Origin of the sequence: Halodesulfurarchaeum sp. HSR-GB (genome assembly GCF_031432215.1) — an archaeon.
Taxonomy (GTDB): domain Archaea; phylum Halobacteriota; class Halobacteria; order Halobacteriales; family Halobacteriaceae; genus Halodesulfurarchaeum.
This window is the reverse complement of record NZ_JAVKGN010000001.1, coordinates 1,418,254-1,443,816: the sequence shown is the minus strand read 5'-3', so window position 1 is coordinate 1,443,816 and position 25,563 is coordinate 1,418,254. Positions and strand designations below refer to the sequence as shown.

The window sequence follows — 25,563 nt, the reverse complement described above, 5'->3', positions numbered from 1 at the left end:
ACGGTAGCGTTTTGAGCGCGGCGACCGACCGGTCGGCCATGGTGGTTCTTGGGTTAGTCGTCGCCGAATTCAACCGACACATAACCGAACAGATGGAGGCCGCCGCCAACGAGGCCGCCGCCGAGGCGGGCGTCGAGATACGCGAGACGATTCAGGTTCCCGGTGCGTACGACACGCCACTCGCCGCCGACCGACTCGCCCGCCGGGCGGACATCGACGCGGTCGCCGTCCTCGGGACGATCATCACGGGCGACACGGACCACGACCAGGTCATCGCGAACGCCTGCGCGCAGGGGCTCACCGACGTGAGCCTCGATCGGGACACTCCGGTCGCGTTCGGAGTCACGGGCCCGGGCATGACTGCCGAGGAAGCCCGCGACCGGATCGACAAAGGAGCCGAAACCGTGGAGAGTGCAATCGCACTCGCGGAGGACCGATGAACTACACTACTCGTGTTACGCGGGTCGAGCCGAGTGCGACCCTCGCCGTGAGTTCGCTCGCCGCCGAACTGACCGCGGACGGTGTTGACGTGGTCGACCTCTCGGTCGGTGAACCGGACTTCGAGACCCCCGAGCACATCAAAGTTGCCGGCCGGGACGCGATCACCCGTGGCGAGACCCACTACTCGCCATCGAAGGGGATCCCCGAACTCCGCGAGGCCATCGCGGAGGACCTTGCCGCCCAGGGAATGCCCTACGGTCCGGAGAACGTGATGGTCACGCCCGGTGCGAAACAGGCGCTCTTCGAGGTCGTCCACACGGTCGTCGAGGACGGCGACGAGGTCGTCCTTCTCGACCCCGCCTGGGTCTCGTATGCGGCGATGGCCGAGATCGCCGGTGCGGACCTGACCCGGGTCGATCTGCGGGAGACCGACTTCCAGCTCGAACCGGCACTCGACGCCCTCGAAGCGGCCGTCTCCTCGGACACCGAGCTCCTGATCGTCAACTCGCCGAACAATCCCAGCGGCGCGGTTTACTCACGGGCGGCCATGGAAGGCGTTCGTGACCTCGCGGTGGAGTATGACATTACGGTCATCGCGGACGAGATCTACGAACAGATCCGGTACGCGGGCGAGCACGTGAGCCTGGCGACCCTCGACGGGATGGGCGAGCGCACCGTCACGGTCAACGGCTTCTCGAAAGCGTATGCCATGACCGGCTGGCGACTGGGCTACTTCGCCGCGCCCGAAGGCCTGATCGAGCAGGCCGGCAAGATCCAGTCCCATTCGGTCTCCTCCGCGGCAACCTTCGTCCAGCATGCGGGCCTCGAAGCGCTGGAAGGGCCCTCGGAGCCGACCGCCGAGATGGTCGAGGCCTTCGAGGACCGGCGGGACATGCTTATCGAGGCGTTTGCCGAACACGGCATCGACGTGCCGACCCCGGAGGGGGCCTTCTACATGATGCTTCCCGTCGATGATGACGACGAAGCCTGGTGTAAAGCAGCCTTAGAAGAGGCCCACGTCGCGACGGTTCCGGGCAGCGCGTTTGGCGCGCCGGGCTACGCCCGCCTCTCCTACGCGGCCGACGAAACGCGCCTCCGAGAAGGCGTCGACCGTCTCGCCGAGGCCGGTTTCCTCGGTAATTAGGGCCAGACGCCACGTTCCGCTGCCGCCTGCCGGATGCGGTCGATTGCAACGGTATAGGCCGCCGTCCGGAGGTCCGAAACGCCTCGCTCCTCGACGGACTCGGTTATCTCATCGAAGGCCGAGACGATTCGATCCTCCAGTTCCGCGTTGACCCGCGATTCCTCCCAGTAGTGACGCTGTCGGTTTTGCACCCACTCGAGGTAGGACACGATCACGCCTCCCGCATTCGCGAGGATGTCAGGCACGATCGTGACACCCCGAGATTGGAGCTGTCGGTCGGCGTCGTCCGTGAGCGGGCCGTTTGCCCCCTCGACGATCACGTCGGCCTGGACGGCCGGCGCGAGGTCGGCGTCGATCGCGCCTTCGAGCGCGGCCGGAATCAGCAGGTCCACGTCTCGAGTCAGGATCTCCTCGTTCGTGATTTGTTCCCCGGGTTCGTGATCGACCACCGAACGCTCCTCGCGCTTTGTCCCCAGCACAGCCTCAGGATCCAGGCCCGACTCCAGATAGACCCCACCCGAGGAATCACTCACTGCGACCACGTTGGCCCCGGCCTCGTGGAGGAATCGGGCGGCCGTCGCCCCGACGTTCCCGAAGCCCTGGACGGCCACCGTGGCTCCACGCAGGCCCCGGTCCAGATAGGAAAAGACCTCCCGGGCGGCGAGAAAGACAGAGCGCCCGGTCGCCTCGACGCGGCCGGCACTCCCACCGCTCTCGATCGCCTTCCCGGTCACGACCCCCGGTTCGGTGGTCCCTTCGAGGGTCTCGTAGGTGTCTTTCAGCCAGTTCATCTCGCGCTGCCCGGTGTTTACGTCGGGGGCTGGAATGTCTGTGTCGACTCCGATGATGGGTCGAAGTTCGGTCGCGTACGAGCGCGTGATCCGCTCGATTTCGGCCGCCGAGTACGAGCGAGGGTCGAAGGCAATGCCGCCCTTGCCCCCGCCGAAGGGCAGTCCCACGACAGCGGTCTTGAACGTCATCCACCCCGAGAGTGCGATTACCTCCTCGCGAGTCACTTGGGGGTGGTACCTGATCCCACCCTTGTATGGACCGCGAGCCCCATCGAACTGCGAGCGATAGGCCGTGAAGGTCTCGATCCGGCCATCGTCCATCCGCACTTCGAGTGTCGTTTCGAGGAGCCGATCGGGGGCTTTGAGGCCGTCAAGAATCCCCGGATCGAGATCCAGGGGCTCGGCGGCCCGGGCTACCTGTGCCCGGAGGCTCGCGAGCGGGTTCGTGCTATCCATGCGCAAACACTCCGGGTGAACGCCGAAAAGCATGTCGCCCCCGTCAAACGGAACGGTACCGATTTACCGCCCCCTGCCCGAACTGCGAACGTGCAAGTAGTGGGCTACGAACCCGGGACGCCGACGGCACCGGCGGCCCTCGAACTCGCCACCGACGGCACCGTCAGTACCTTGGAACTCACTCGGGGGAAAACCCTTGATTACGGCCTCGGTGAGCGTCACTGTGCAGGTGCGACGGACGGAACGGACCACCATGCTTGCGCTCGTCCGACGGCTCCCTACTGTGACATCCACTCGACGACCTGGGCCTGTGCGACCTGCCGTGGAAACTGTGGGATGCCCCTGGAGACGTGTCACGAGGAACACGTGGTCTACCTGGCCGCGTTCGAGCCGGCGACGTTCAAAGTCGGCGTGACCCGCTCCTGGCGGTTCGAGCGCCGTCTCGCTGAGCAGGGCGCACGCCGTGGGGTACAGATCAAGACGGTCGAGAACGGGCGGATCGCCAGACAGATCGAGGCCGACCTGGCAGCCGAGGTTCCCGATAGAATCCCAGTCGAGTGGAAAATCGACGGGCTCGCTCAGACGCTGGACCACGCAGCCTGGGAATCGGTGATCGAATCCCACACCATCGAAGAAGCGGTCGAGTTCGACTGGGGCCTGGACCTCTCGACGCGCCCGATCACGGCTACCATGGCAGCCGGAACGGTGCGTGGGACACGAGGCCGTGTGCTCGTCCTGGAGCGCGGTGAGAGTACCTATGCCATCGATTTGCGCGATCTTGTCGGGTTCGAACTGCAGGACGACGCTGCCGAGTCTGAACGACAGGCCAGCCTGGGCGCGTTCGACCGACGTTAACCGATTGCGGGTAGCTTTTCAGTCGTCCCATCAAAAGCCGGGCCATGGCAGACGAATCCGCTGACGACGAGGAGAAGTCCTTCCGGGAACGCGTCGAAGAGATCCGCGAGCAGCGCGAGGAAGAAGGGGGCGAAGAGGATCGCCGCGAGCGAATGGAGGAGATGATGGGTGGCGAACCCGGCGGCATGGGCGGTAACCCCTTCGCACAGATGATGGGCGGCATGATGGGTGGCGGCCCCGGCGGCATGGGCGGCGGCCGAAGCGAAGGCGGCGACAACGTTCGCCTGGCCCGAGAGATCGAAGCGCTCCGTGACGAGGTCAGTGCGGCGACCGACCAGCTCGAACGCATCGCCGACGCGCTGGAAGACGAGTAATTACCAGTAGAAGAGGTTCTCGGGGTCGCTTGGCTTCGCGAGGACATTCAAGATTCGGGCCTCGAAGAGGTCCCGACTGTTCGCGGACTTGATCGCGAGCACCGTATCGGCCCCGTCGCCGGTTCCGGCCACGGCCAGGACAGTCTTTCCGGCCGGGACGTGCCCGGCATCACACGCCTCCAGGACACATTCCAGTGTGACTTTCGTCCCCTGACCGAAGAGCCTGAGCACGTCTGCGACCAGTTCGTGGGCCGAGAAGCCGTCCTTTTCTTTGATGGCCGCGCCGACGTTGCTGAAGACCATCGGTCCCAGGAACACCGTGCCACCGGCCGCCTCGATGGCCTCGCGTGCGCCGTCGTCGAACTCCTGCTCGTTAGGCTCGCTGTAGCCCACGGCGTGACCCACGACGGTCAGGTTTCGCGCAGCGAGGTCGAAAATCTCCGCGGCCTGTTCGCCAGTTGCCCCGGACGTCGAAGCGACGACCACGTCCTCGATGTCGTGTTCGTCCGCATAGTCGGCTGCGAGTTCCAGGACCGATTCGGTATCCAGATCGTCAGTCTCGATCATACCCGCGGTTCGCCCGACGTGGCCGTAACGTTTGGTATCAAACTCGACCGGGATCAACGCACCCGATCGTACGCGGTTTCGATCTGGGTGATGGCGTTCGAGAGACTGATCTCGGATCGGTGGGCCAGACAGGTTTCGGCGAGTTGTTCCTGGGCGGCCAGTGCACGCTGAATTCCATCCCGGAAGTCAGCGATATCCCCTCGCTCGTAGTGATAGCCAGTTTCACCCGCCACGATCGTCTCTCTGAGCGCTCCTGCGTTCACTCCCACGACCGGCGTCCCACAGGCCGTAGCCTCCAAGGCGACGATCCCCTGGGTCTCGACGGGGCTCGGGAACGCGAAAACGTCGAGAGCGCTGTAGAAGGCCGGTAACTCCTCGCGGTCGAGAAAGCCAAGGAAGCGGGCGTCCACGTCCTGGGCCGCGGCTGCTTCCCGAAGGGACTGTGTCGCCGGACCTTCGCCGCCGAAGACGACCGTGACGTCAAGCGGTTCGACCGCGTCGATGATCGCTCCCAAATTCTTCTCGTGACCATGTCGGCCCGTGTATCCCACGAGCGGTCGATCCATGGGGAGCCCGTATGTTTCCTTGAACGTCGTCGGGTCCTGGGGCTCGAACCGAGTGGTGTCCACGCCGTTTGGAAGGTCCTCCACGACCACCCCGTGGAGCCGTTTTCGGAGCGAGCGGGCGGTCCGGTCGCTCGGAGCGAGAACCAGGTCAGCACGCTCGAGAAACCACTGTTCCCACCGACTGCTCACGGCCGCCACGGGGCCCGCGAGGGGCCCTGGTGCGACGTAGGAGGCGTACTCGGCCGTGGGGGTGTGATAGCTCACGACGAACGGAAGCGATTCGCGACGGGCAAGTCGGTATCCAGCCACGCCGACGGCAAAGGGTGAGTGTGCGTGGACGAGATCCACGTCGGCCACCGACTCGGGCACGCTGGGGACGCCCAGCCGGTAGCCCTCGTAGAAGGGAAACGGGAAACTCCGGACGGGATGTTCGCCCGGAGCCGGATCATAGGAACTGCTGGGATAGACCACGTCCATGCGGCCGTCCCGTTCGATGTAGCGGTCCCGCCAGGCGGAGATCGTGTAGGTCACGCCGTTCACGGTCGGCAGATACGTGTCCGTGAAGGCGGCGACCGCAGGTGGCATTAGTCCCGGGTTTGTGGTCGGTCGTTAAGAGCCTACTCACTCGCCCACGATCGCCCGATAAAGCGAGACGAGATCGGCCTGTACCGCATCCAGGGTGAACGCCTCGCTTCGGGCCTTGGCCTGGGCCCCGATCTCCGCACGCCGCTTTTCGGACAGCAGGGATTCGATCGCCGGGACGAAATCGGTCTCGGCTTTGAGACAGTCCCGGCCCTCATCCAGCCACTCGAAGGTCGGGATGTCCCGCACGACCGGCGGGGCCCCGGCGGCCATCGCTTCGAGCAGCGCCATCCCTTCGTTCTCGTTGTGCGTCGGGAAGAAGAAGATGTCACCGGCCGCGTAGGCCCCCCGGATATCTTCGATGTATCCCGTGAACGTGACGTTCTCGGGGGCGGATTCGACGAGCCGTTCGGTCTCACGACTCCGGAGGATCCGATCGAAGTGGCCCCCGGTCGGGTTCAGGAAGCCAAACCAGGCGAAATCGAGGTCGGGGAGCCGCCTGGCCGTCTCGACGAACGTCTCCAGGCCCTTCCGGGGAATGACGTGCCCGACGTTGAACACGACTGGCGGCGAGAGGTCATACCGATCCAGATACGTCTCACGCAACGACTCGAACCCGGCGATCTTCTCGGGATCGTAGCCGTTCGAGATGACCGTGGAGGGCGTGTCGGTGTAGGTGCGGATCGTTCGCTGGTTGTACTCGGAGGGGCAGATCAAGTGATCGCCCTGGTCGTAGGCGTACTCCAGGTAGGGGCGCAGCGGTTTCGCGAGGAAATCGGAGAGGGCAAAACTCCCCTCGAAGTCCTCCGCAGTCTGGTGGGTGTGGATGAGAACGGGAACGGAGGCGGCCTGGGCACGCTTGGCCGCGAGCAATGAGCGGGGCCCCATGTTGTTGAGATGCAGGAGGTCCACGTCCAGCGAGGGGCGGGTGGTGTACTCGATGCCGGCCCGGTCCAGCATCGTCCGCTGATTTTTGACGGACTGTGCGTGCCCGCCCGTAATGTGCTGCTCCCATTCGAAGTAGTGACTTACCCTCATTTTCGCCCCGGTGTCGTGTGAGGCCAGGCGAGGCGGCAATAAATATCCACCACTCCGGGCGTGACGCGACACGTTCTTTTCCGCCCGTACCGATTCCACTCCCATGTCCATCCCGGCAGAACGCATCGAGCGGTTGACGGATCTCGCTCACGCCGCCGCGAAGGCCGACCGGATGGACCGGGCCCGCCGGTACGTGCGACTGGCCCGCCGGATCGCCGAGCGAAATCGGCTATCCCTCCCGACCCGACTCGATCGCTTCACCTGTAATGGCTGTGATGCCTATCTCATCCCTGGCCGGAACGCCAGAGTCCGCACGCAGTCGGGACACGTGGTCCTGACCTGCTCGTGTGGGGCCCAGAAGCGCTATCCCTACTAGCGGCCCGGAGAACAAACTTTGACGTGGCTACCCCGGTTTGTTCGAATCGATGAGCGAAAAGTACCGCGCGCAGGCCCAGGACCTCGACGTCACGGTCTGGGTCGGCAAGTCCGGCATCGAAGCTGTCCGGGACGAACTGGACGACCAACTGACCGATCGGGAACTGGTGAAGGTGAAGTTCCTTCGGTCTGCCCGAGGCGGAACCTCGACTGACGAACTCGCGGCCGACCTCGCTGAGATGGTCGACGCTGAACTGATCGAGACACGAGGCAACACGGGGGTATACCATCGATGATAGGGGCCCCACTCGCGGTGGGCCCCGTCGGGTCCGCTCTCGACGGGATGGGGATTCCCTTTGCCGCCCCGCTCGGCTCGGCGATTACCTTTGTCGTCGTGTTCCTGATCATTTACACCCTGGGGAAAGGCCTCGTTCAGCCGCTTATCAATCGAGGGATGGACCGTCGAAAGCTCGACGCCCACGCCCGAACACCGATCCGTCGGCTCATGAACGGACTGATCGTCTTCGTGGCGATCGCCGTGGCATTCGGTGCGGCTGGCTTCACCGGCTTTCTGCAGTCACTCGCGACGATCGCTGCCGCCGGAACGTTAGCCATCGGCTTTGCCCTCCAGGACGTCATCAAGAACTTCGTCGCGGGGGTGTTCATCTACACCGACCGGCCCTTCCGGATCGGCGACTGGATCGAGTGGGACAATTATTCTGGGGTCGTCGAAGACATCTCGCTGCGGGTCTCCCGTATCCGTACTTTCGACAACGAGTTGCTGACAGTTCCAAACTCCCAGTTGACCGACGGCGTCATCAAGAATCCCGTCGATGGCGATAAGCTCCGGCGAACCTTCGTCTTCGGGATCGGGTACGAGGACGACATCGAGGAAGCCACCGAGATCATCATCGACGAGGCGACCGCCCACGAGGGCATCATGAACGAGCCCGGTCCCTCCGTGCGTGTCGTCTCACTCGATGACTCATCGGTGGGGCTACAGGCCCGAGTCTGGATCGAAGATCCGAGTCGGTCCGATTTCGTCAAGGTCCAATCCGAGTTCGTCAAATCGACAAAGGAGGCCCTCGAGGATGCAGGGATCGACATTCCGTATCCCCAGCGGGTCCTGCACGGGGACCTCTCGGTCGAGGAGTCGGCACTCGCTGACTGATCGAATAGCGAGATGAATAGGTGGACGGGCCGAGGTGGCCCGGCGTTCCGACCCGGATAGTCCCGGTCGCCTCCTCCACCCCGTGACCCTTCGAGCGACGCCCGTTCGGTGGTCCGCTGCTCACTTCCGTGCCTGACGGGTTGCCACCGACAAGTCGCGGTATCGACCCCCCTGCAGGGGTGACCCGCAAGCCGGTGTCCCCGAAGGACGAGGCTTCGCTGTCGGCTTCCGGGGTCCGGACCGGTCTGTCCGGACGCCCTCGGCGTTCGGCCCCCGCTAATGACCATGGTGCGGGCGAAGGGCGGGGCCAAACCGCCCGGCCTAGTCCACCTGGCGATACACGACTCGCCATTAAGGGCCTTTCGGGTCGGCGACCGTCCACACGCCGAAACGGCCAAAGGGCCACTCTCCCATAATCGGGTATGGGACTGGGAAGCACGGCGAAGAAACTACAGCAGGTCGTCGACGTGGCCGACGACCTCTACGCCAAGATCAACGACCTCAAATCGGATCTCGCGGCGATGCGTGACACGATCGAAGAGACGAACAGCCGTGTCAAATCCGTCGAAGAGGAGCTAGCCGACCAACGCGAACTTCTGAAAGAAATCGCAGTCGCCGAAGGGATCGAGGTCGAACAGGTAGACACTGAACAAACAGACTCCCAACTACCAAACTCCGAAGGGACAGACTCCGATCCGGCCGACAACGCTCAGTAGGTACAGGCCCCGGAACTAGCCAAAAACGACACTGACTCTGCCGACGATAAACGCCGCCGCCGCGAGAAACATTCCGTACTTCAGCCACTGCTGACCGGTGTCGGGGTGCGCCCGACTTCGCAGCAGGGCCGCGACCATGAGGAGGTCGGCTGGAACTACCACGAGGAGATAGGACAATCCGAACAGGCCGGTGAGATACGGGACCGGACTCGCGAGGACGGCAACCACGAGTGCGATTGCCGCGATCCCGAGGGCGCGATCCGCCCCCAGCGCGATCGGGAGCGTATTGAGGCCCTCGGCCCGATCGCCCGCGATGTCCTCGATATCTTTGATCACCTCGCGGGCGAACGTCGAGAGCGCCGCGAGCGCGAACAGGACGACCCCGTCACGGGCCCGGCCCACAGCAGCAGCACCGAAGAGGAACGTACTTCCGCCCAGGTACGCCACCAGTGCGTTCCCCGCTCCCGGGCGACCCTTGAACAGCGTCGTATAGGCCACCAGGCCGAGGAAATTGAGGATCGCGATCAGAATTGCCACCGGTGGCAGCGTCACCGCGAGCGCGATCGCGACAGCGAACAGGCCCACACTCCACAGAAGCGCCCCCATTGGGGGCACGTCGCCACGTGGAATCGGGCGCTCGGGGTTGTTGATCCGGTCGATCTCCCGGTCGAAGTAATCGTTGATGGCATTGCCCGCACCGGTCGCGAGGACAGTCGCAAGCACGGCTGCGCCGAGCGGCCAGCTATCGGCGGCCAACCCGGCAGCGACGAATCCACCAATCAGCGTGAGAACGCCGGCTGCAACGCTGTTCACCGGCCGTGTGAGTTCCAGATAGCTCCACGGGGCCCCGCTCATACAGGCGCTCACTGTCGCCGGGGGGATAAGTGAGACGACTCCAGTCGGCGGGTCAGATGTTCCGGATCGTCTCGGTCGGGACGACTTTCGCGCGCTCGGCCCGCTGCTGGATCGACTCCAAGAGCGTCGGGTCGAATGGCGCCTCGACCGAATTCGACTCGACTGGCTCCCCGTCCTGTCGTTCGACCGTGAACTGCAGGCGTTTGGGCGCTTCGAGAACCGAAGCGGTTACCAGCGTGTCGGCGAGGTCACCGACCGCCCGGGCTCGATTCGCGAGCATCGAGGTCGACACACAGACCAGTGAGGTTACCTCACGATCGAACACGTCACCCACCGTCTCGATCAGGGGGTCGGCATGGGTCGGGGAGAGCAGGGGCAGGTTCAACGCGGTGGCGAAAAAGAGGATGCCGGGACCCCCGCCACCCACCGACTCGATCGCGGTGTCGAGAGTTTGCTCCCAGTTCTCGGGATCGACCAGGTTCGCACGCAGGGCTTTCTCACCGGTGTGCTGCACCCCGTCGATGTCCGGGTCGAACCTGACGTGGACGTACTCACCGGATTCACGAAGATCGTAATCGTAGAGATCAGCCGCTGCATGGGCCAGGAAATCCGGATCGGGGAACTGCAGCGGGGCTCCGATGACGCTCCCGCCGGCCTGGAGCCACGAGGTCACGACACCGAGCGCGATGAGGGGCTTGCCGGCGCCACCTGGGCCCGAGATGACTGTCGCAGACGGTGTCGAAATGCCATCCTGCAACGGGGCGTCGAGCCACTCCCGACCAGTCTCGAAGCGGGTCATCCCGAATTCCACCTCCGCCTCGCGGTTTCACAACCGTGCGGGTCTAAGAGCGGACGCGCGGGGATAGTTCGGTACATCCATAGAGATGTTTTCGTGTTTTCACAAATTGGTATCGACGGGCCCGCGGGGTTCTTACAGTCGTGTGCGCGCCGTCGCATCGGGAAGTTTAACAGGCCCCTCGGCATACCAGGATTTGCGGGCGTTTAGCTCAGCTTGGACAGAGCACTTGGCTTCGGACCAAGGGGTCGCGGGTTCAAATCCTGCAACGCCCATTTTCCGACGAGCGTCAGCGAGTCGTGGAAATTGGCTGGATTTGAACCCTGGAAGCAGAGCGACCAGCGGGAGCGATCCTTCCTCCGGTTCAAATCCTGCAACGCCCATTTTCCGACGAACGGTACCACCCCGAAGTCACTGGCTCAGGTAGCCACCATCCACCGCGAGCGTCTCGCCGGTTACAAACGACGCCTCGTCACTACAGAGCCAGACGACTGCCGACGAGATCTCCGCAGGGTCCCCGAGACGGTTCATCGCGTGGCGACCCTCGATTGCGTCCCGGACTGCGGGATCGCTCGTGATGCCCCCTTCCTCCAGTAGCGGCGTATCGATGAATCCGGGGCTGATCGCGTTGATCCGCACACCAGTCTCCCCGTTCTCCAGCGCCGCCGTTTTCGTCAACCCGAGGACGCCGTGTTTTGCCGCGACGTATCCGGAAGCACCCTCGAATCCGACCTGCCCCAGCACGGAGGAGTTGTTGACGATCACGCCGCCCTCCTCCTGGTCCTGCATCGCATCGAGCTCGGCGTGCATCGAGTTGAACACGCCCACCAGGTTGATATCGACGACCGTCTGCCAGTCCTCGGGGTCGGTCTCCTGGATTGGGGTCTGTGGCCCGCCGATCCCGGCGTTGTTGAACGCAAAGTCGAGTCGACCGAACTCCTCGAGAGCGACTGCTACCATCGCTTCGGTCTGTTCGGGATCCGTGACGTCTGCCTCGACGAACCGGGCCTCGCCGCCAGCCGATTCGATCCGCGAGACGGTCTCTTCGCCGCCTTCGACGTCCACATCTGCGACGACGACGGCCGCCCCTCGCTCCCCGAACTCTTCGGCGGTCTGCCGTCCGATTCCCGATCCCGCGCCGGTTACGACCGCAACACCATTGCTGAGTTCTACCATACCAATAGTAAGCATTTCAATACGTATTACCTTTCGGGCAGCGGCGTATTCCGAACCGGTTCTGCCAATCGCCCAACCGTGGGCTGCGTGACCGGGTCAATCGAAGCTGACAAACGGTTACGCTCCCGTATCAACGGCCAATGTGGCCCTGGGGACACCTCGCGTTCGCCTACGTGACCTATCGAGGGTGGACACGTTTGCGGGGTCGGGCCGCGATTGCCGGCGGAACACTGGGGATCCTAATACTCGGTGCTCTGGCCCCCGATCTCGTCGATAAACCACTGGCCTGGACCCTCTCAATCCTCCCGAGCGGGCGCTCGCTGGCTCACTCGCTTCTCACGGCCGGGGTTCTCGGGGCCGGCAGTGTTCTGCTGATCAGAAATCCGGGCCGGCGGCGCCAAGCCGGCGTGTTCCTCTTTGGATACGTCGGCCACATTCTCGCCGATGCCGTCCCCGACCTGGTGGCTGGTGATCCCGAAGCGCTCTTCTTCTGGAACTGGCCCTTTGCTCCGCACCCGACCCTCTCGAATGACTACTCCTTCGTGGGCCAACTCTCCGAACTCGGCGGTCAACTCCGACTGCTCGTGGCCGGCGAATTTTCCGCCCTCGGATGGGTCGGGATCGAATTGATCTTTGTCCTGTTGGTCGGTCTACTCTGGCTTGTTGACGGTGCCCCCGGTTGTCCATGCCTCGAACTCGGTCGTCACCGTCACTGAACCGCGTCGCCGACGAACAGCCCACCGAGTGCGATTCGATCGGTCTGATCGGGGACGAGTCGCGTTTTCGCCGACCGCGAGAGCTGTTTGATCTCGTACTCCCGAGATTGGGCGGCGGAACGGGAGCGGTATGCCTCCACTCGGCGAAGGGTCAACGGGCCCCGACCGCGGGTGTACTTCGCACCCTCGCCCGCTCGATGTTCGGCTACCCGGCGACGAACGTCGGTGGTGTACCCTGTGTAGAGAGATCCGTCACCGCAGTGCAAAAGGTAGACATAATGCATCTCCTACAGCGAATCCAACCCGAGCGGACAAAAACCGCTGTCGGTTAGCGAAAACCTATTACTCGTCTTCCCTCAACTCACGGTCATCGCTGAACTCCTCGTTAGCTTCTTGCTCGGTGACTAGGATGCTCACATTCGAGACCGGACGGCTCGAATCAGGTATCTCGATCAGCCTGACGTGTTGCAGTGCCGTTGTCGCCATACGGCGGTTCTGTTCGAGCGGCAACATACGAACGTTATTTATCAGTTACCAAATATAAGTCGTTTCCCACACAGTAGTATCATGGATCTATCACGACCCTGTTTCGCAATTCTAACACGCTTATTCGCCGGCGGAGCCCGGATTTTGCGATTTCGACGGGAAAACGGTGTGAAAACGGCACCCAGGTTTGATAATGTGAGAACTTCTAACAAAAATAGAGCGACCAGATGATCGGTGCCATCCGATCGGTTGCTCGTAAAACCTATGTCAAGTGAAACAATAACCACACCCGAACAAACGGGGGCTACCCCGAAATTGTACTGGCAGTTCCTCGCATCATTGCTCAAATTCGGTGAGCGAGTGAAAGATCTCTTCGTGTACACCCAACTCGACATCGTGGGGATGGGAGTCGCTGGGGTGCTGACGGTGATGTTCGTCATGTCACTGCCGCTCTCGCCGGCCCCCCTCGTCATCGGACTCGTCACCTTCGGCGTGTACGTCGGTGACAGAATCAGTGACATCAAACGTGAACCGAATGCGACCTCCGACCGCTCCGCGTTCATGCGTCGACACAAGAGCGTGTTGTCGGTCAGTTCGGCGCTTGCCTACGGCCTAGCGATTGCGATTTCGGTGTTTGGTGGCCCCCTGGCACTCGCCATAACCCTCGTTCCCGGCATATTCTGGATTTTATACGCCTCCGACTGGCTCGATTCGGTCGGTACGTCGGTCAAACGGCTGAAGAACATCCTCTTCGTCAATTCCTCGGTCGTGGCCTTCGCCTGGGCTACAGCCGTCGTGTTCCTCCCAGTTTCCTTTGCCAACGCCTCGATCACGCCGACTGTCATCGTGCTCTTCGCGTACTTCTTCTTTGACATTTACATCAATGCCGAAGTCCCCAACTTCCGCGACATCGAGGACGATGCAGCAAACGGCGTCTCGACGCTCCCGATCGTCTTCGGGACGCGCCGGACTCGCCACATTCTCTACTCGATCAACATCTTCCTCGTCGCCATCATCAGCATCGCCTACGTCCACGAGTGGCTTCCGCTGGTCGTCGTTGGAGCGATCATTGTCGGTCGCCTCTACGGAATCATATTGAACGGGTTCCTTGGACGGGTCGAGAATTACCGCCAACTCGAACTGCTCGGTGAGATGAAACATGTCATCGTCGGTCTGCTCTTGCTCGTGGTCGTTCTGAGCTGAGAAAGCGGTTCTTCCTTTCCAAGACAGGTCGGTCGTCGCAGGATTTTCAATCCGAAAAGTGGCCACAACAATTCTTAAGGGTGGAGGTAGTTGTCAGCAGACACGTGACAACTCCGCTTATCCTTCTCGCTGCACTCTCGCTTTCGATTGTTCTGGGGTCTGCAGCGGCGATTCTGGCCTGGCGGGAGGGGCCAGAACCCGGTGCCAGGCCCCTCGCGTTCTTGCTCGTGGGGCAGGTCTGGTGGTCCATCTCGAGTTTTTTCCGTTTGCGGGCTGCGACCGTGGAGTCGAAGTTGTTCTGGCTGATGGTTTTGTGGGTCGGTGTCGTCATCATCCCACTGGCCTGGTTGCTGTTCGCGCTCGAATACTCGGGTCGAGACCGGTTCTTGAAAACCAAGTATCTGGCTCTGATCACCCCGATTCCGTTGCTCACGATTCTACTCGTCGCCACAGGATCCTTCCACGACCTGTTAAACGTCGTTCATGTGGGTTACACCCCGAACGGGGTGCTTCGAGCCGAATACACCGGCAACTGGTACTGGGTGGTGGCGGCGTACACCTACGCGCTTGGAGCGATCGGCATCGCATTGCTCCTCGAACTGATCGTGAGTCAGGCGTTCACCTTTCGAAAACAGGGGCTCGCGCTGTTCGTGGGCCTGGTGGTACCCTGGGCAACAAACCTGTCACACATCACGGGAGTCGTCGATATCGGAATCGATCCGACGCCGATTGCGTTCTCCTTCTCCGGGGTCGCATACCTGTTTGCCATCAGAAGATACGAACTACTCAGTGCGAATCCGGCCCCGAACAAACGTGGCAAGCGATTGGTCTTCGAAGGGATGGAGGAGATGGCCATCGTCGTCGACAACGATGACCACATCGTCGATTTGAATCGGAGTGCCGAGTCCCTCTTCGAACAACAGCGAGGTGAGTTGCTGGGAACACCGGTGCCAGACGTCCTCTCCGATTATTCAAATTTGCTCGAAATGCAGGGGGAGTCGATGGAAATGAAAAAGTGTCTGGATGGATCCGAGCGAACCTACCAGGTTGGAGTCACTTCGATCACCAATTTGCACGACCGAAAGATCGGCCACGTGCTCACGTTCCACGACGTGACGGACTACGTCCGGCGCGAGCAGCGGTACCAGGTTCTAAACCGGGTGTTCAGACACAACCTTCGGACCGAATCACAGTTGATCCTGGGCCAGGCCGAGCGACTGCCCAAGGAATCAGACCCGGTCGAATCGATCAAAGCCCGTGCGAGGGCTATCGAGAAGATCGGCGACAAGGCTCGAGACCTCACAGCAATGTTCGAGCGGGACGCGAACACCGATCGCCAGGTCGATCTTCAGGGGGCCATCGAACGAAGTGTTGGGACCCTGGCATCCCAGTATCCGAACGCGACGATTCACGATCGCCCTCCCGAGGAGCAAATTGAGGTCTCCTCGCTGATCGAAACGGTGCTGACTAACGTGATCGAGAACGCGGTGGAACACAATCCTGCCCCGGACCCACAGGTCTGGGTGACCGTGGAACGCGCGAACGGGCGGGTGAAGATCTCGGTGGCCGACGACGGACCGGGCCTCGGCGAGTACGAGATCGAGACCCTCGAAGAGGGCTCGGAATCACAGCTGAAACACACGAGCGGGCTCGGGCTCTGGTTGATCAAGTGGGGAACAGAGATCGCGGGCGGAACAGTCTCGTTCAGTGAACGGGACCCCAGGGGGTCGGTCGTGACTCTCGACGTGCCCGCAACGACCAGGTCAAACGGGATGGACTGACTGCCGGCGAATCGTCACGCACTTGGCCCCCCCTTGCCAATGATCGGCTGCGCCGCGGTAGCTCAGCCTGGTAGAGCAGTTGATTTGTAATCAACTGGTCGAGGGTTCGAATCCCTCCCGCGGCTCTCCGCTACATAACTAACGGGTCGAAAACCCCAGAAAGTCACGGCTTGGGCCTGGACGGGAGACGTTGTCCCCGACCCGTACGGCGCACGACGACGGAAACCCGGAGTCGATCCGGTCTTGCCAACTCGGGCGCTCGAACCTCGCCGGTCCCGTTCAAAGGAACGGGGTCGGCTCGATTCGATTCGGTCCCGAGCTAACGAACCGGATTTTCACCGGCCGTCATCGATTCCCGAAGTCCGCTTTCGCGTACTCCGGTACTCGGCCTTCTCATTCGACCGCCATGGCGGTCGAAGCTGGGTCGGTGTGGTTCTCCTTCGGGACCTGTGACCTTGCCGCCCTGTGACGGACGCTTTGGTTGTGGCCCCTACCGCGTTCCGTTTCGCGTTTCGATCCGGAACGTGGCGACCAGCGTACCCCCGCGACTCTCTTGGGGGATGTTACACTATGCCAGTTAGGAACTTAACACTTTTCGCTGACGGTTGACGTATCAGCTTAGCGGAACCAGCGAACCAGGAGACCACTCACGAGCAAGAGTGCCACACCGGTCAGCACGGGCGATATTGGCGCTTTCGTCTCCGTGACCGGAGCCAATGGTGTCGGTTCGGTAACTGAAATTTCGGTGGGCTGCGGCGATGTTCGCACCGTCGAATCCTCGTCGGTAGTCGGGCTCCCCGACGCCGTCGTTCGATAGGGGCGGGTAGTTTCGAGATCTACCTGCCACGTGACCGTGTGTTCCTCACCGACGGAATCCGTCGCATTGAGTGTGAGATCGGTTACTCCAGACGCGAGTGTCAGGTTCTGCCGCACCGAGACGGTTGTGGTCGCGTTTCCGTCGTAAACTCGTTCGTACGCCGTGACCCGGCCGGATCGGTTGCTGGCGGCTTCGAGGACGACACGCTCGATCGACCCGTTATCGACACTCGCTTCGAGGTGGTACAACGTCTCGTTCACGAGCCCGGACCGGTTCTCGTGAACGGTGATCTCGGGGGCAGCACGTTCCTCGGGCGTGACGGGGTCGTACCTGAGTTCCTTCGTGAGCGTGGTGTAGCGACCGGCATAGTCGGTCACGTTGAAGGTTACCTCGTAGGTCCCGGCCCGGTAGAACTCGATGGGAATCGATCGATTGACGTTCGTCCGGCCGGCCCCGAGCAACCGACTCGTGGGTTCGATGACTGTTCGCTCTGGCTGGCCGGAGACACGGTACGAGAGCGAGCGAACGGCGATATCGTCAGTCGCCACGGCGGTGGGCGCAATGGCGTCGGCACTCGTATTCGTCGGCCAGTCGCGGATCGAGACGCTTGGGTCGTCCTCGTCGATCACTCGGAGTCGGGTGAACCGCCGCACCTCGTTTCCGTATTCGTCGGTCGCACGAACGCTGAGCGTGTGATTCCCGGGGGCGAGGGTGGTGTTGAGGTCGAACCTGCCATTCGAGTGGTTCGTGAGTTCGACCGACTGGCCGGCCCCGCTGAGCGTCGCGGAGAAGTCAGTGACATTCGAGGTGTCCTCGACGGTGCCGGTCAGGTTGATGGCCCCGTCCGTGAGTCGGGTCTCGTCGGGAAATCGGTGCCCAGCCTCGACGGAGACGGGACTGGTGAGCCCAATTTCGGGTGCGATCGTGTCCTTGTAGATCTTGAACTGATGTGTCGAGAGTGTGCCCGACGTGGTCGTGGCGACCACCTGAACGGTATTCCACCGGGCAGTCAGTGGGGCCACCAGGTTCGTCTGGTACGTTCGACCCTCCGGGGTGGCCTCCACGACGTCTCGGTCGTTCACCCGAACCACGATCGATTCGATCGTGTCGTTTGCCGAAACCCCGATCGAGAAGTTCGACTCGTCGACGACGATCCACTCACCGTCTTCGATCGGGTCCTCGTTGACCGAAACCTGGATTCGGGGCGAGTCTGCGGCGCCAGCAACGGGGACGAGGCTCACGACCATCAAAAGCGTGACGAGCAAGACGACGAGTGCCGTGATCGATCGCCCCTCTGGCATAACTGTTTTCCCTGTTTCCCGACTGTCGGGTTAAAACCTCCGGGGACGGACACGGCTATTTGCCAACCCTTTTCCGCCCACCTTTGAATGTCCGGGTATGGAACTTCGAACGAATCGTCGCCGTTTCCTCCAGACTGCGGGTACTGGACTCACCTTGTCGATCGCCGGCTGTAGCGCACCCGTACCGTCGGACGGTCAGGCAGCCACGGACGAACAGGGTGACGGGTCGGCCACGGTCACCATCGCGCTTGAAATCGACCAAGAGACACTCCAGGAAAAACAGACCTCGCTCTCCGAACAGCTCCAGAACGGGTCGCTCAACCAGACCGAGGCACAACAGCAACTGTACGCGGCCGAGCAGGAGTTACTGGGCGAGGCCGCAGCCACGTTCGAAGACCGGATCGCTTCGGACGAACGGCTCAGCGTCGCCGAGAACGCCGAAGAGATGGGCGTCCTGCTGGTAACCGGGTCCGCAGACGCGTTGATCCGCACACTTGGGTACCCCGAGGTTCGGGGCCTCTTTCCCGAAACAACCTTTGAGGACGCCCTCACGCAGGCCGAGAGCACCGAGTGATCACTCGAGGTAGATGTCGATCGCGACAGTCCGGACGTACACCGACTCGACTCCGTCACAGGTAACGGTCCCACCGGTTGCCGTACAGTCCTCGTCGGTCTCTGATTCGAACCACCGTTCCCAGGCATCCGGATAGGAATCGTTGACGGTGACGGAGATGGTGTAGGGGCCGTCGGTGTAGGCATGCGTCGACCGGGTGGTCGCCTCGGTCCGGACGAGCACCCGACCCGACCCGGCGATACCGGGGTCTCGACCCCGCGTTTTGACCATCGTGATCATCATTTCATCGCCAAAGCGGAACGGCGGCCCGGTCGTGACGAGTGCACCGCCCCCCTCGGCACGGAGCACCGCCCCGCCGGTATAGGCGATCTGTCTGTCGGCACCCTGGGTATACACGAGTGGATCGATCGTCGTCTGGTTGGAACCGACACCCTCGACGGTGACGTTCACCGTCACTGGATCACTGAACCCGAGACGGGCGTCCGCGAGGCGAATCTCGGTGCCGCGGGATTCGACGTGTGATTCGAGGTGATCGTCGACGTTCGTCCCCAGCACGTCAAAGACACGTTGGGCGTTCTCGAACCGCTCGGCGTCACGGACGCTGCCCAGACTGTCGTACCCCCCGACGGTCACGACCGCGACCGAACTGGTGATCAACGCGAATATGAGGACATAGCCAACCAAGTCACTGACGGCTCTATCCATCGGTCACCTCCAGTCCGGTTTGATTGCCACGCACGACGATTGAGCCACCGCTGACCGTCGTTGGTCGGATCGGCGTCTCGTTCACGACTGGGACCGTGCGGGCGAGAGACGGGTCGTTGGTCGAGACGATCACCGTCGCATTTCCGCCGGTCGATTCGATGGCCACCCGATAGCTGCTGCCAGCGACGGTGTTCGGAAGCGACGTGCGGACCGTCACTGAGCCATTCCCGTTCCGGACCAGCCGGTCAGCCGTCTCCAGGTCGGCCGCGATTCGATTGCCGATCACATCCAGTTCGGCCCCCGCAGCGCGCTCCCGCTGGTCCGCGACGAGTCCGGAACCGGCGACCAGCAGTCCCGTGACGAGCAGCGTCGCGATCCCGAGGTTCAGGACGTAGCCCACGGCCGTCGAAACGCCTCGATCTACACGCGCCATACGACCACCTCCACACGAATCACGTTGTAAAGCGGACCCGGAGCGGTGTCGTGGGCGAAGTATCCCGACACGTCCGAGACCGTTTGGTCGGTCGGGGACCCATCTGCGGCCCGGATCTGGTCGTCGTCGTACAGGACGACGGTCCGGGAGGCGGTCACTGCCTGGTCTGATGGGTTCCCTTGATCGACCAGCGTCCGAACTCGCTGATCGCCCGACGAACTGAGGTATCTGAGATGTACGTTGTAGACCATTCCCGTCTCCCCCAGGGTCCCGGCGAGCCGGTCCCCGAACGCAGTGGGTGGTGCTCCGGCGTAGGTCCCACTCGTCCCGGAGTCGTGAAAGCGAGGGGGGCTGGCACTCTCGTTCCAGTAAAGCACGGTCTCTCTGAGCTCCTCGGCTTCGTCCGCCGTCACCAGGACGCCGTTTGCGACCCCACTCCCCTGGGTCTGGAGGTGTTGACTCGCCGTACTCGCGGTCAATGGCGTGACCGCCGTGACCTGGAGGGCAAAGGTGAGACTGGCCAGCACCAGGAGGGCAGCCGCGATGCCTTCGAGTGCGTGGGCCTGGCCGCGGTCGCCGAACCGTTCGCGTGGCTCGGTCCGGCTCACGGTTTCCACACCCGGAGTGTCACCGTCGCCGCCTGGCCGTCGATCGATATCACCCGGTGGGCAGTCGTCACCGACCCCGTATCAGGTGGGACCGGGCCGACCTGTTCGACCGGCGCGGTTCGGTTCGTCACGGTGACGTTGAGTCGAGCCCCGTTGCCGACACCGAGAGCCGTGGCCAGTTCAGCCTCGGTGGAATCATTGATGACGGCCCATACCCGCTCACGGGTCGTGACGTACGGAGACTCTCCGGTCGCCAGTTTGTCGCTGGTGAGGGTTGACACCGCCCGGTCCGCGGTCACTGGATGACCCTCCGTTCCGGTTACGAACGGATCGAGCATCCCGGGCACGAACCCGACGACCATCGTAACGGCGAGCAGGAAGAGCACGATCCCCAGCAGGAAGTCGAGAGTGGACTGGCCACGGTCGTTCATATGAAAGCCCACACCACGAGTGCGATGGTCGGGAGAACGATGGCGTACTTCAACCCGGCAAGCAGGCGGGCGTGACTGATGTACCCGGAGATGACCCCCGCGAGGATGCCCTGAATCGTCACCGCGTGGAAGAAGAGCAACTTCAGGAGCTCCACGTCGAGGCTGGCGCCAAAGGATGCCCCACCGACGGCACCGCCGCTGGCCCCCTCGGCCGAACTGGTCAGGCCCGAGAGGACTTCCAGGAACTGGGTCTGAAGGATCACCATCACGGCCAGAAGCGTCAGGTAGGTCATCACGATGATGACGACCTGCATGCGGGCCCGCGAGGTCCGTTCCCGTTCGATATCGTCCTGGTTCTCACTCGCCTGGGCGGCCGTCGAAAGGACGGCCGTGATGCGACTCGAAGCCTCCTGGGCCTTCGTGACGAGGTTCACCGTTCGGGCGAGTCGAGGCACGTGGTACTTGTTGTTGAACTCCACGAGCGCGCGGGAGAGGGTCATGCCGTAGGTAACCTTGGCGTACATCTCGTCGAACTCGTCGGCGAGCCGGCCACTCGAGGTATCGGCGACCGTCCTGATGGACTCCAGGAGTGTGAGTCCCGTGTCGTTCGCACTCGAAAGCTTTCGAAGGTTCTCCGAAAGTTTGCCCGTGATTCGATTCCGGGTGTGCTGGTTCCACTCGTAGAACACGGCGAGTGGGACTCCGACGACGTAGAGTGGCACGTAGACGTAGATGAACGTCGATCCGACGGGATTGTCGACCAGTCCCGAGAACGAGAGCGGAACCAACCCGCTGGTGATCGCATGCGCCAGGATCCCGATGGTAAGGGGAAGTGTCAGGACGAGCGTGATAAGCGGGTGTTCCCGGAAGTAGTAGTGAGGCTGGCGGAGGAATTGTGAGAGGGCGTACCTGCGCTCGCGGCTTTCGAGTCGGCGGTGGAGAGCGGTTTCGGCCGGTGGGGTAGCCCCGCCGTCACCCACCGTCCGGGTGAGTTCGTCGCCGTCCTGCACGGCCCCCAGATCGAGATAGCCATCCCCGGGTTCGTCCTGCTTGACCGTGGAGACCATGACGAGAAAGGCGACACTCACCATCGGTAACAGGACATAGACCGTCGCGTAGAGGAGGAACTCCTGGGACTGGCCCAGCATGCTCATCACGACCAGGACGATGATGAGCAAGAGCGGGAACAGCGAGAGGGTCATGTACATCTCGCCGAACAGCTCGAGAGTCTGCAGGGTGAGCTCCTGTTGCTGTTTTGCGGTTCGCATGTGGGTCTCCTTCTTGTCCTCGAGGAACGCCGCCATGTCCCCGCCGCTGTTGATGATCGAGAGCATGTCCGTGAAGAACTGCGAGAGGTCCTCACTGGGGGTCTCCATCGAGCGCCGGCGGATCGCGGTTCGATAGTCCACGTCGAAGTATTCAGTCTCCTGGACGATCGTCCGGAACTCCAGGGCGACCTCCCCGTAGGTGTCCTCGGCCTGGGCCATCGCCTCGAGAATCTCCAGTTGATTGAGCCCGCCGATCGAGAGCGCATACATGAACGAGACGGCGTCGGGGAGCAACATGTTGATCTCCCGCTTTCGCGAGGCGGCCCTGTTGTAGGGCATGAGCACCAGCATCCCGAAGCCGGTGACGAACCCGATCGCCCCGAAGAAGAGGCCAGTGACGAGGACGAGCGCGGGCACTTTGAGTGCCTCCAGGAACGCAGCGATCGCCGGGTTCGAGACCGGCAACCCGATCGACACGTCGGTTCCAACGAGCCCCAATCCAAAGAGCGCATATCCGAGACCGGTTCCAAGAACCCAGAGAAACAGGCCAGCGAGAACGCCATACCCGATCGCCCGGGAGACGTACAGTTCGACAGTTTCCTCCATCCGGGCCTCGGCGAGTTTGCGTTCGAGGTCAGCGACGAACTCGGAGTCCTCGCCGAATAGCCACTCGAAGAGCGGATAGAACAGGTCGGCGAACTGCTCCGAGCGGCCACCCAGATGGTCGGTGCTCATGCGGTCGAATCCTCCGAGTGATCGGGCTCATCCGCCCCCGGCCTGTCAGTTTCGCTCGGCGCCTTGCTGTCGTCCTGATCGGGAAGGATGTCGACGAGTTCGGCCCCTCGCTCGCCGCGATACTCGGGGAAGAGTTCCTCCTCGGCCCGGTCGAGGATTTCGGTGGTCGTTTCGAGGATGTCCGCGTCCGGTTCGGGCCGTGGCACCATCGCTTCGAGTTCGGGATCGACGTCGATCAGAACACTTTCCAGTTCCCGAAGGTCACCGAGTGCCTCCTCGAGTTCGTCGTTCGCGATGAGGGTAAGCAGCGTCTCCGGGTCGTTGATGTAGGCCTGGAGAGTCGCTGCCACCTCGCTGTACGTGTTGAGCCCCTGCTCGATGAGCGAGGCGAGGACGACCCGCCGTTCGAAGAGTTGCTGTTGCAACTCGGCTTCCGACCAGCCCCGGTCGAACTTGATCTCGTCGAGCGTGGTCGACTCGGCGGTGCTGCGATAGGTGTCGGTCTCGGGCCGCCACTGGAAGACGTCGTTGACGTTGATCTCGTCGTTCTCGGCGTCGTACCGCCGGATTTCGGTAATATTTCGGCTGCGCCGTACTTTCTTCCCGCGGACCCTGGTCGAGGCCTGGATCGACACCAGATCCAGGGCGGTAAAGAGGGTCTTCGAGACGTTGATCGGTTCGGTGGTGAACCGCTTGATGACCTCGCTGACGTTGTCCGCGTGGAAGGTGGTGTAGGTGGTGTGGCCCGTCGACATGACCTGGAAGAGCGTTCGCCCCTCTTCCCCCCGGACCTCACCCATGATGATGTAGTCGGGGCGCTGGCGCAGGGCCGCCTCCAGGAGGTCGAACTCGTCGATGTCGCCGGCTTCGTCCTCGCCAAACGAGGGGCGTGTGACCGACGCGATCCAGTTGCGCTGGGGCAGTTCCACCTCCCGGGTGTCCTCGATGGAGACGATCTTGGCGTTGCTGGGGACGAAAAGCGAGACCGCGTTCAGGCTGGTCGTCTTCCCCGAGGCCGTGCCGCCGGCAAAGAGCAGGGACTTGTTGTTCTCGATACAGAGCCAGAGGAAGGCCATCTCCTCCAGCGAGAAGGTCTTCCAGTTGATGAGATCGACCGGCGTGAACGGGACGTCCTTGAACTGCCGGATGGTGTAGTTCGTCCCGTGATCGGACACTTCGGTTCCGAGAGTCAACTGGGCACGGGAGCCGTCCGGCAGGGTCGCATCGACCTGTGGCTGGCGCTTGCTGATCCCCTTGCCCGAGCGCTGGGCGAGTTTCACCACGAAGTCATCGAGTTGCTCGGTGCCATGCGTGACATTCGAGATGAGCTGTTCGTAATCCGTGTGATAGACGAACACGGGGCTCTCGTAGCCGTCACACGAGATGTCCTCGACGTTGATGTCGTGTTTGATACCGTCGATCCGCTCGTACCCGGTGAAATCCCGGGCCAGAAAGTACCGGAGCTTCTCCACCTGGTATTCGTTTAACTCGGGATCGTCCTCCGCGAGAAGGGCCGGTTCGGGCCTGGCCGCGATTCCCGAGAGTGCTTCCGGGTTCGAATCTGCCTCGGGTCCAGCCTCGGGGGCGAGCCAGTTCCGGAGCTGGCCCACTGCCCCAGTGTCCCCAGTGAATCGGCCCAGGAACCCATCCCGGTCTCCGAAGTCCAGTCCGTCGGCAATCGTCTCCCTGAACCCACGGTCCGGCGCCGTGTCGTAGAGATCATAGCGGTTCAACAGCCGGTCGGTCTCACGCTCGATGACGGCCCGGCGTTCGGCGTCTGACCCGCCGATTGTAACCCCTTCCTCGGCGTATTTGATGGCCGTCCGGAGCTTTTCGGTGAGAAACTCACGGAGGTCGGCCTCGATCGGCGTGCGGTAGGGCTCGATGAGGTAGTACTTCTTCTCGTTTTCCTTCCGGGAGTGAAAGATGACGACGAAGGCATAGGGCTTGTTCACCCAGTAGCGCTCCTCCTCGACGAAGTGGGTCTTCTTCGCCATCGGGACGGCCCGTTCGAGGTCGTAGCGGTTCGTGAGCGTCGTCGCCCCCGAGACCGTGGAGAAAAAGGCGTCCTCGTCGAGGTCTGGTTGGACGTTGACGGTTCGTTCCTCGATAAGATCGGCAAGGGCGTCCGCGCGTGATTCCCCGTAGCTGAGTGTGGACTCGATGTCCCCGGGCTCGAACCCGAGATACGCTGCCTTATCGAAGGGTTCAGGGGTCCCGTCGTCGTCCCGTGGTGGGTCGCCCACCTCGTCCAGGTAGTATTCCCACTTGAAGTGAAGCCAGGAGTAGACGCCTTTCCGGACGGGGACGGTGCCCTCGATGAGATTGGTGACCGCCGTGTCGAGGTTGTCCGCGTCCGTCGCGGCCTGGCCCAGTCGGGCACGAGTGACGGTTTCGTCGAGTCGAGCCGCTACGGTAACACCTCGCTGAATGGCTTCTCGAAGATCGGCCGGCCCGGAAAAATCTCCGTTGTCGTCCCGTTCCATGTCCGTTCTGTCCGCGGTGCTCGTTTCAGCCTGATCCGGTGCCCTCGCCCCACCGTCCGGATCGACTGACGGGTTCGTGGCCCCGTCCTCCCCACCACCCTCCTCAGTTCCCATTA

The 25,563-nt window shown here is 62.6% G+C and carries 28 protein-coding genes, 2 tRNA genes and 1 other RNA gene; 14 read left to right on the top strand and 17 right to left on the bottom strand.

Going from position 1 to position 25,563, the window contains the following annotated elements; genetic code table 11:
- The first annotated feature begins 38 nt into the window (after positions 1–38).
- Entirely contained in the window at positions 39–440 is a 402-nt protein-coding gene (ribH, locus tag RH831_RS07605; protein ID WP_310553612.1) for a 6,7-dimethyl-8-ribityllumazine synthase, read from the top strand.
- The gene (locus tag RH831_RS07600; RefSeq protein ID WP_310553611.1) at positions 437–1,585 is read left to right on the top strand and encodes a pyridoxal phosphate-dependent aminotransferase; all 1,149 of its coding nucleotides are present in this window, start codon (positions 437–439) and stop codon (positions 1,583–1,585) included. The genes ribH and RH831_RS07600 overlap by 4 nt, the downstream gene beginning before the upstream one ends.
- On the opposite strand, the gene RH831_RS07595 is transcribed toward RH831_RS07600, so the two are convergent.
- Entirely contained in the window at positions 1,582–2,832 is a 1,251-nt protein-coding gene (locus tag RH831_RS07595) for a Glu/Leu/Phe/Val dehydrogenase (RefSeq protein WP_310553610.1), read from the bottom strand. The two genes, RH831_RS07600 and RH831_RS07595, sit on opposite strands and share 4 nt — an antisense overlap.
- A 90-nt stretch (positions 2,833–2,922) precedes the next feature.
- Here RH831_RS07595 and RH831_RS07590 point away from each other — a divergent pair, with 90 nt between their 5' ends.
- Positions 2,923–3,687, top strand: a complete 765-nt coding sequence (locus RH831_RS07590) for a DUF2797 domain-containing protein (RefSeq protein ID WP_310553609.1) — start codon at positions 2,923–2,925, stop codon at positions 3,685–3,687.
- 44 nt (positions 3,688–3,731) lie between these two features.
- Positions 3,732–4,061 carry a hypothetical protein gene (locus RH831_RS07585; protein ID WP_310553608.1) on the top strand — a complete coding sequence of 110 codons (330 nt, stop codon included), beginning with the start codon at positions 3,732–3,734 and terminating at the stop codon, positions 4,059–4,061.
- Here RH831_RS07585 and RH831_RS07580 read toward each other — a convergent pair whose 3' ends face one another.
- From RH831_RS07580 to RH831_RS07570, 3 genes are read right to left on the bottom strand one after another with little or no spacing between them, the layout of a single operon-like run.
- Entirely contained in the window at positions 4,062–4,628 is a 567-nt protein-coding gene (locus RH831_RS07580; RefSeq protein WP_310553607.1) for a pyruvate kinase alpha/beta domain-containing protein, read from the bottom strand.
- A gap of 53 nt (positions 4,629–4,681) precedes the next feature.
- The gene (locus tag RH831_RS07575; protein WP_310553606.1) at positions 4,682–5,779 is read right to left on the bottom strand and encodes a glycosyltransferase; all 1,098 of its coding nucleotides are present in this window, start codon (positions 5,777–5,779) and stop codon (positions 4,682–4,684) included.
- A gap of 36 nt (positions 5,780–5,815) precedes the next feature.
- Positions 5,816–6,814, bottom strand: coding sequence for a glycosyltransferase family 4 protein (locus RH831_RS07570; RefSeq protein WP_310553605.1), 999 nt, complete (start codon positions 6,812–6,814; stop codon positions 5,816–5,818).
- A 103-nt stretch (positions 6,815–6,917) separates the two neighbouring features.
- On the opposite strand from RH831_RS07570, the gene RH831_RS07565 reads away from it, so the two are divergent.
- From RH831_RS07565 to RH831_RS07555, 3 genes are read left to right on the top strand one after another with little or no spacing between them, the layout of a single operon-like run.
- A complete protein-coding gene (locus tag RH831_RS07565; protein ID WP_310553604.1) occupies positions 6,918–7,190 on the top strand; it encodes a ribonuclease P protein component 4 in 273 nt (90 codons plus the stop codon).
- Positions 7,191–7,239: 49 nt separating this feature from the next.
- Positions 7,240–7,485 carry a YhbY family RNA-binding protein gene (locus RH831_RS07560; RefSeq protein WP_310553603.1) on the top strand — a complete coding sequence of 82 codons (246 nt, stop codon included), beginning with the start codon at positions 7,240–7,242 and terminating at the stop codon, positions 7,483–7,485.
- Positions 7,482–8,360, top strand: a complete 879-nt coding sequence (locus RH831_RS07555) for a mechanosensitive ion channel family protein (protein ID WP_310553602.1) — start codon at positions 7,482–7,484, stop codon at positions 8,358–8,360. The genes RH831_RS07560 and RH831_RS07555 overlap by 4 nt, the downstream gene beginning before the upstream one ends.
- Before the next feature lie 18 nt (positions 8,361–8,378).
- Here the strand turns inward: RH831_RS07555 and ffs are convergent.
- Positions 8,379–8,692: signal recognition particle sRNA (gene ffs, locus RH831_RS07550), an RNA gene on the bottom strand.
- Between the two features lie 90 nt (positions 8,693–8,782).
- On the opposite strand from ffs, the gene RH831_RS07545 reads away from it, so the two are divergent.
- Positions 8,783–9,076, top strand: a complete 294-nt coding sequence (locus tag RH831_RS07545) for a DUF5798 family protein (protein WP_310553601.1) — start codon at positions 8,783–8,785, stop codon at positions 9,074–9,076.
- Positions 9,077–9,091: 15 nt separating this feature from the next.
- Here the strand turns inward: RH831_RS07545 and RH831_RS07540 are convergent, their stop codons facing one another.
- Entirely contained in the window at positions 9,092–9,931 is an 840-nt protein-coding gene (locus tag RH831_RS07540; protein WP_310553600.1) for a geranylgeranylglycerol-phosphate geranylgeranyltransferase, read from the bottom strand.
- A 52-nt stretch (positions 9,932–9,983) separates the two neighbouring features.
- Positions 9,984–10,730 (bottom strand): hypothetical protein, encoded by a 747-nt coding sequence (locus RH831_RS07535; protein ID WP_157754380.1) that lies wholly within the window; start codon positions 10,728–10,730, stop codon positions 9,984–9,986.
- Between the two features lie 197 nt (positions 10,731–10,927).
- Here RH831_RS07535 and RH831_RS07530 point away from each other — a divergent pair.
- Positions 10,928–11,002: transfer RNA gene (locus RH831_RS07530), tRNA-Arg, on the top strand.
- A gap of 136 nt (positions 11,003–11,138) precedes the next feature.
- On the opposite strand, the gene RH831_RS07525 is transcribed toward RH831_RS07530, so the two are convergent.
- Entirely contained in the window at positions 11,139–11,903 is a 765-nt protein-coding gene (locus RH831_RS07525) for an SDR family oxidoreductase (RefSeq protein WP_310553599.1), read from the bottom strand.
- A 140-nt stretch (positions 11,904–12,043) separates the two neighbouring features.
- On the opposite strand from RH831_RS07525, the gene RH831_RS07520 reads away from it, so the two are divergent.
- Positions 12,044–12,619: a metal-dependent hydrolase gene (locus RH831_RS07520; RefSeq protein WP_070365075.1), complete on the top strand. Its 576-nt coding sequence runs from the start codon at positions 12,044–12,046 to the stop codon at positions 12,617–12,619.
- Here the strand turns inward: RH831_RS07520 and RH831_RS07515 are convergent.
- Both RH831_RS07515 and RH831_RS07510 read right to left on the bottom strand, forming a co-directional pair.
- Positions 12,613–12,903, bottom strand: coding sequence for a GIY-YIG nuclease family protein (locus RH831_RS07515; RefSeq protein ID WP_310553598.1), 291 nt, complete (start codon positions 12,901–12,903; stop codon positions 12,613–12,615). The two genes, RH831_RS07520 and RH831_RS07515, sit on opposite strands and share 7 nt — an antisense overlap.
- Positions 12,904–12,961: 58 nt before the next feature.
- Complete coding sequence (locus RH831_RS07510) at positions 12,962–13,132, bottom strand: hypothetical protein (RefSeq protein WP_310553597.1); 171 nt, start codon at positions 13,130–13,132, stop codon at positions 12,962–12,964.
- Positions 13,133–13,465: 333 nt separating this feature from the next.
- On the opposite strand from RH831_RS07510, the gene RH831_RS07505 reads away from it, so the two are divergent.
- The 3 genes from RH831_RS07505 (at position 13,466) to RH831_RS07495 (ending at position 16,214) form a co-directional block, all read left to right on the top strand.
- Positions 13,466–14,308 carry a UbiA family prenyltransferase gene (locus RH831_RS07505; RefSeq protein WP_310553596.1) on the top strand — a complete coding sequence of 281 codons (843 nt, stop codon included), beginning with the start codon at positions 13,466–13,468 and terminating at the stop codon, positions 14,306–14,308.
- A gap of 104 nt (positions 14,309–14,412) precedes the next feature.
- On the top strand, positions 14,413–16,089 hold the full coding sequence (locus tag RH831_RS07500) for a histidine kinase N-terminal 7TM domain-containing protein (protein WP_310553595.1): 1,677 nt from the start codon (positions 14,413–14,415) through the stop codon (positions 16,087–16,089).
- 51 nt (positions 16,090–16,140) lie between these two features.
- Positions 16,141–16,214: transfer RNA gene (locus RH831_RS07495), tRNA-Thr, on the top strand.
- A 493-nt stretch (positions 16,215–16,707) separates the two neighbouring features.
- On the opposite strand, the gene RH831_RS07490 is transcribed toward RH831_RS07495, so the two are convergent.
- Positions 16,708–18,207, bottom strand: coding sequence for a hypothetical protein (locus tag RH831_RS07490; RefSeq protein WP_310553594.1), 1,500 nt, complete (start codon positions 18,205–18,207; stop codon positions 16,708–16,710).
- A gap of 97 nt (positions 18,208–18,304) precedes the next feature.
- Between RH831_RS07490 and RH831_RS07485 the strand changes: the two genes are divergently transcribed.
- Positions 18,305–18,781 (top strand): hypothetical protein, encoded by a 477-nt coding sequence (locus tag RH831_RS07485; protein WP_310553593.1) that lies wholly within the window; start codon positions 18,305–18,307, stop codon positions 18,779–18,781.
- On the opposite strand, the gene RH831_RS07480 is transcribed toward RH831_RS07485, so the two are convergent.
- The 6 genes from RH831_RS07480 to RH831_RS07455 are packed head-to-tail and all read right to left on the bottom strand — an operon-like array spanning position 18,782 to position 25,561.
- Positions 18,782–19,486 (bottom strand): hypothetical protein, encoded by a 705-nt coding sequence (locus RH831_RS07480; RefSeq protein WP_310553592.1) that lies wholly within the window; start codon positions 19,484–19,486, stop codon positions 18,782–18,784. It abuts the gene before it with no gap.
- A complete protein-coding gene (locus RH831_RS07475) occupies positions 19,479–19,919 on the bottom strand; it encodes a hypothetical protein (protein ID WP_310553591.1) in 441 nt (146 codons plus the stop codon). Before RH831_RS07475 ends, RH831_RS07480 begins: the two co-directional genes overlap by 8 nt.
- Complete coding sequence (locus RH831_RS07470) at positions 19,907–20,527, bottom strand: hypothetical protein (protein WP_310553590.1); 621 nt, start codon at positions 20,525–20,527, stop codon at positions 19,907–19,909. The genes RH831_RS07475 and RH831_RS07470 overlap by 13 nt, the downstream gene beginning before the upstream one ends.
- Positions 20,524–20,958, bottom strand: coding sequence for a hypothetical protein (locus RH831_RS07465; protein WP_310553589.1), 435 nt, complete (start codon positions 20,956–20,958; stop codon positions 20,524–20,526). The genes RH831_RS07470 and RH831_RS07465 overlap by 4 nt, the downstream gene beginning before the upstream one ends.
- Complete coding sequence (locus RH831_RS07460) at positions 20,955–22,961, bottom strand: type II secretion system F family protein (RefSeq protein ID WP_310553588.1); 2,007 nt, start codon at positions 22,959–22,961, stop codon at positions 20,955–20,957. The genes RH831_RS07465 and RH831_RS07460 overlap by 4 nt, the downstream gene beginning before the upstream one ends.
- The gene (locus RH831_RS07455) at positions 22,958–25,561 is read right to left on the bottom strand and encodes a type II/IV secretion system ATPase subunit (protein WP_310553587.1); all 2,604 of its coding nucleotides are present in this window, start codon (positions 25,559–25,561) and stop codon (positions 22,958–22,960) included. Before RH831_RS07455 ends, RH831_RS07460 begins: the two co-directional genes overlap by 4 nt.
- Positions 25,562–25,563: the final 2 nt, after the last annotated feature.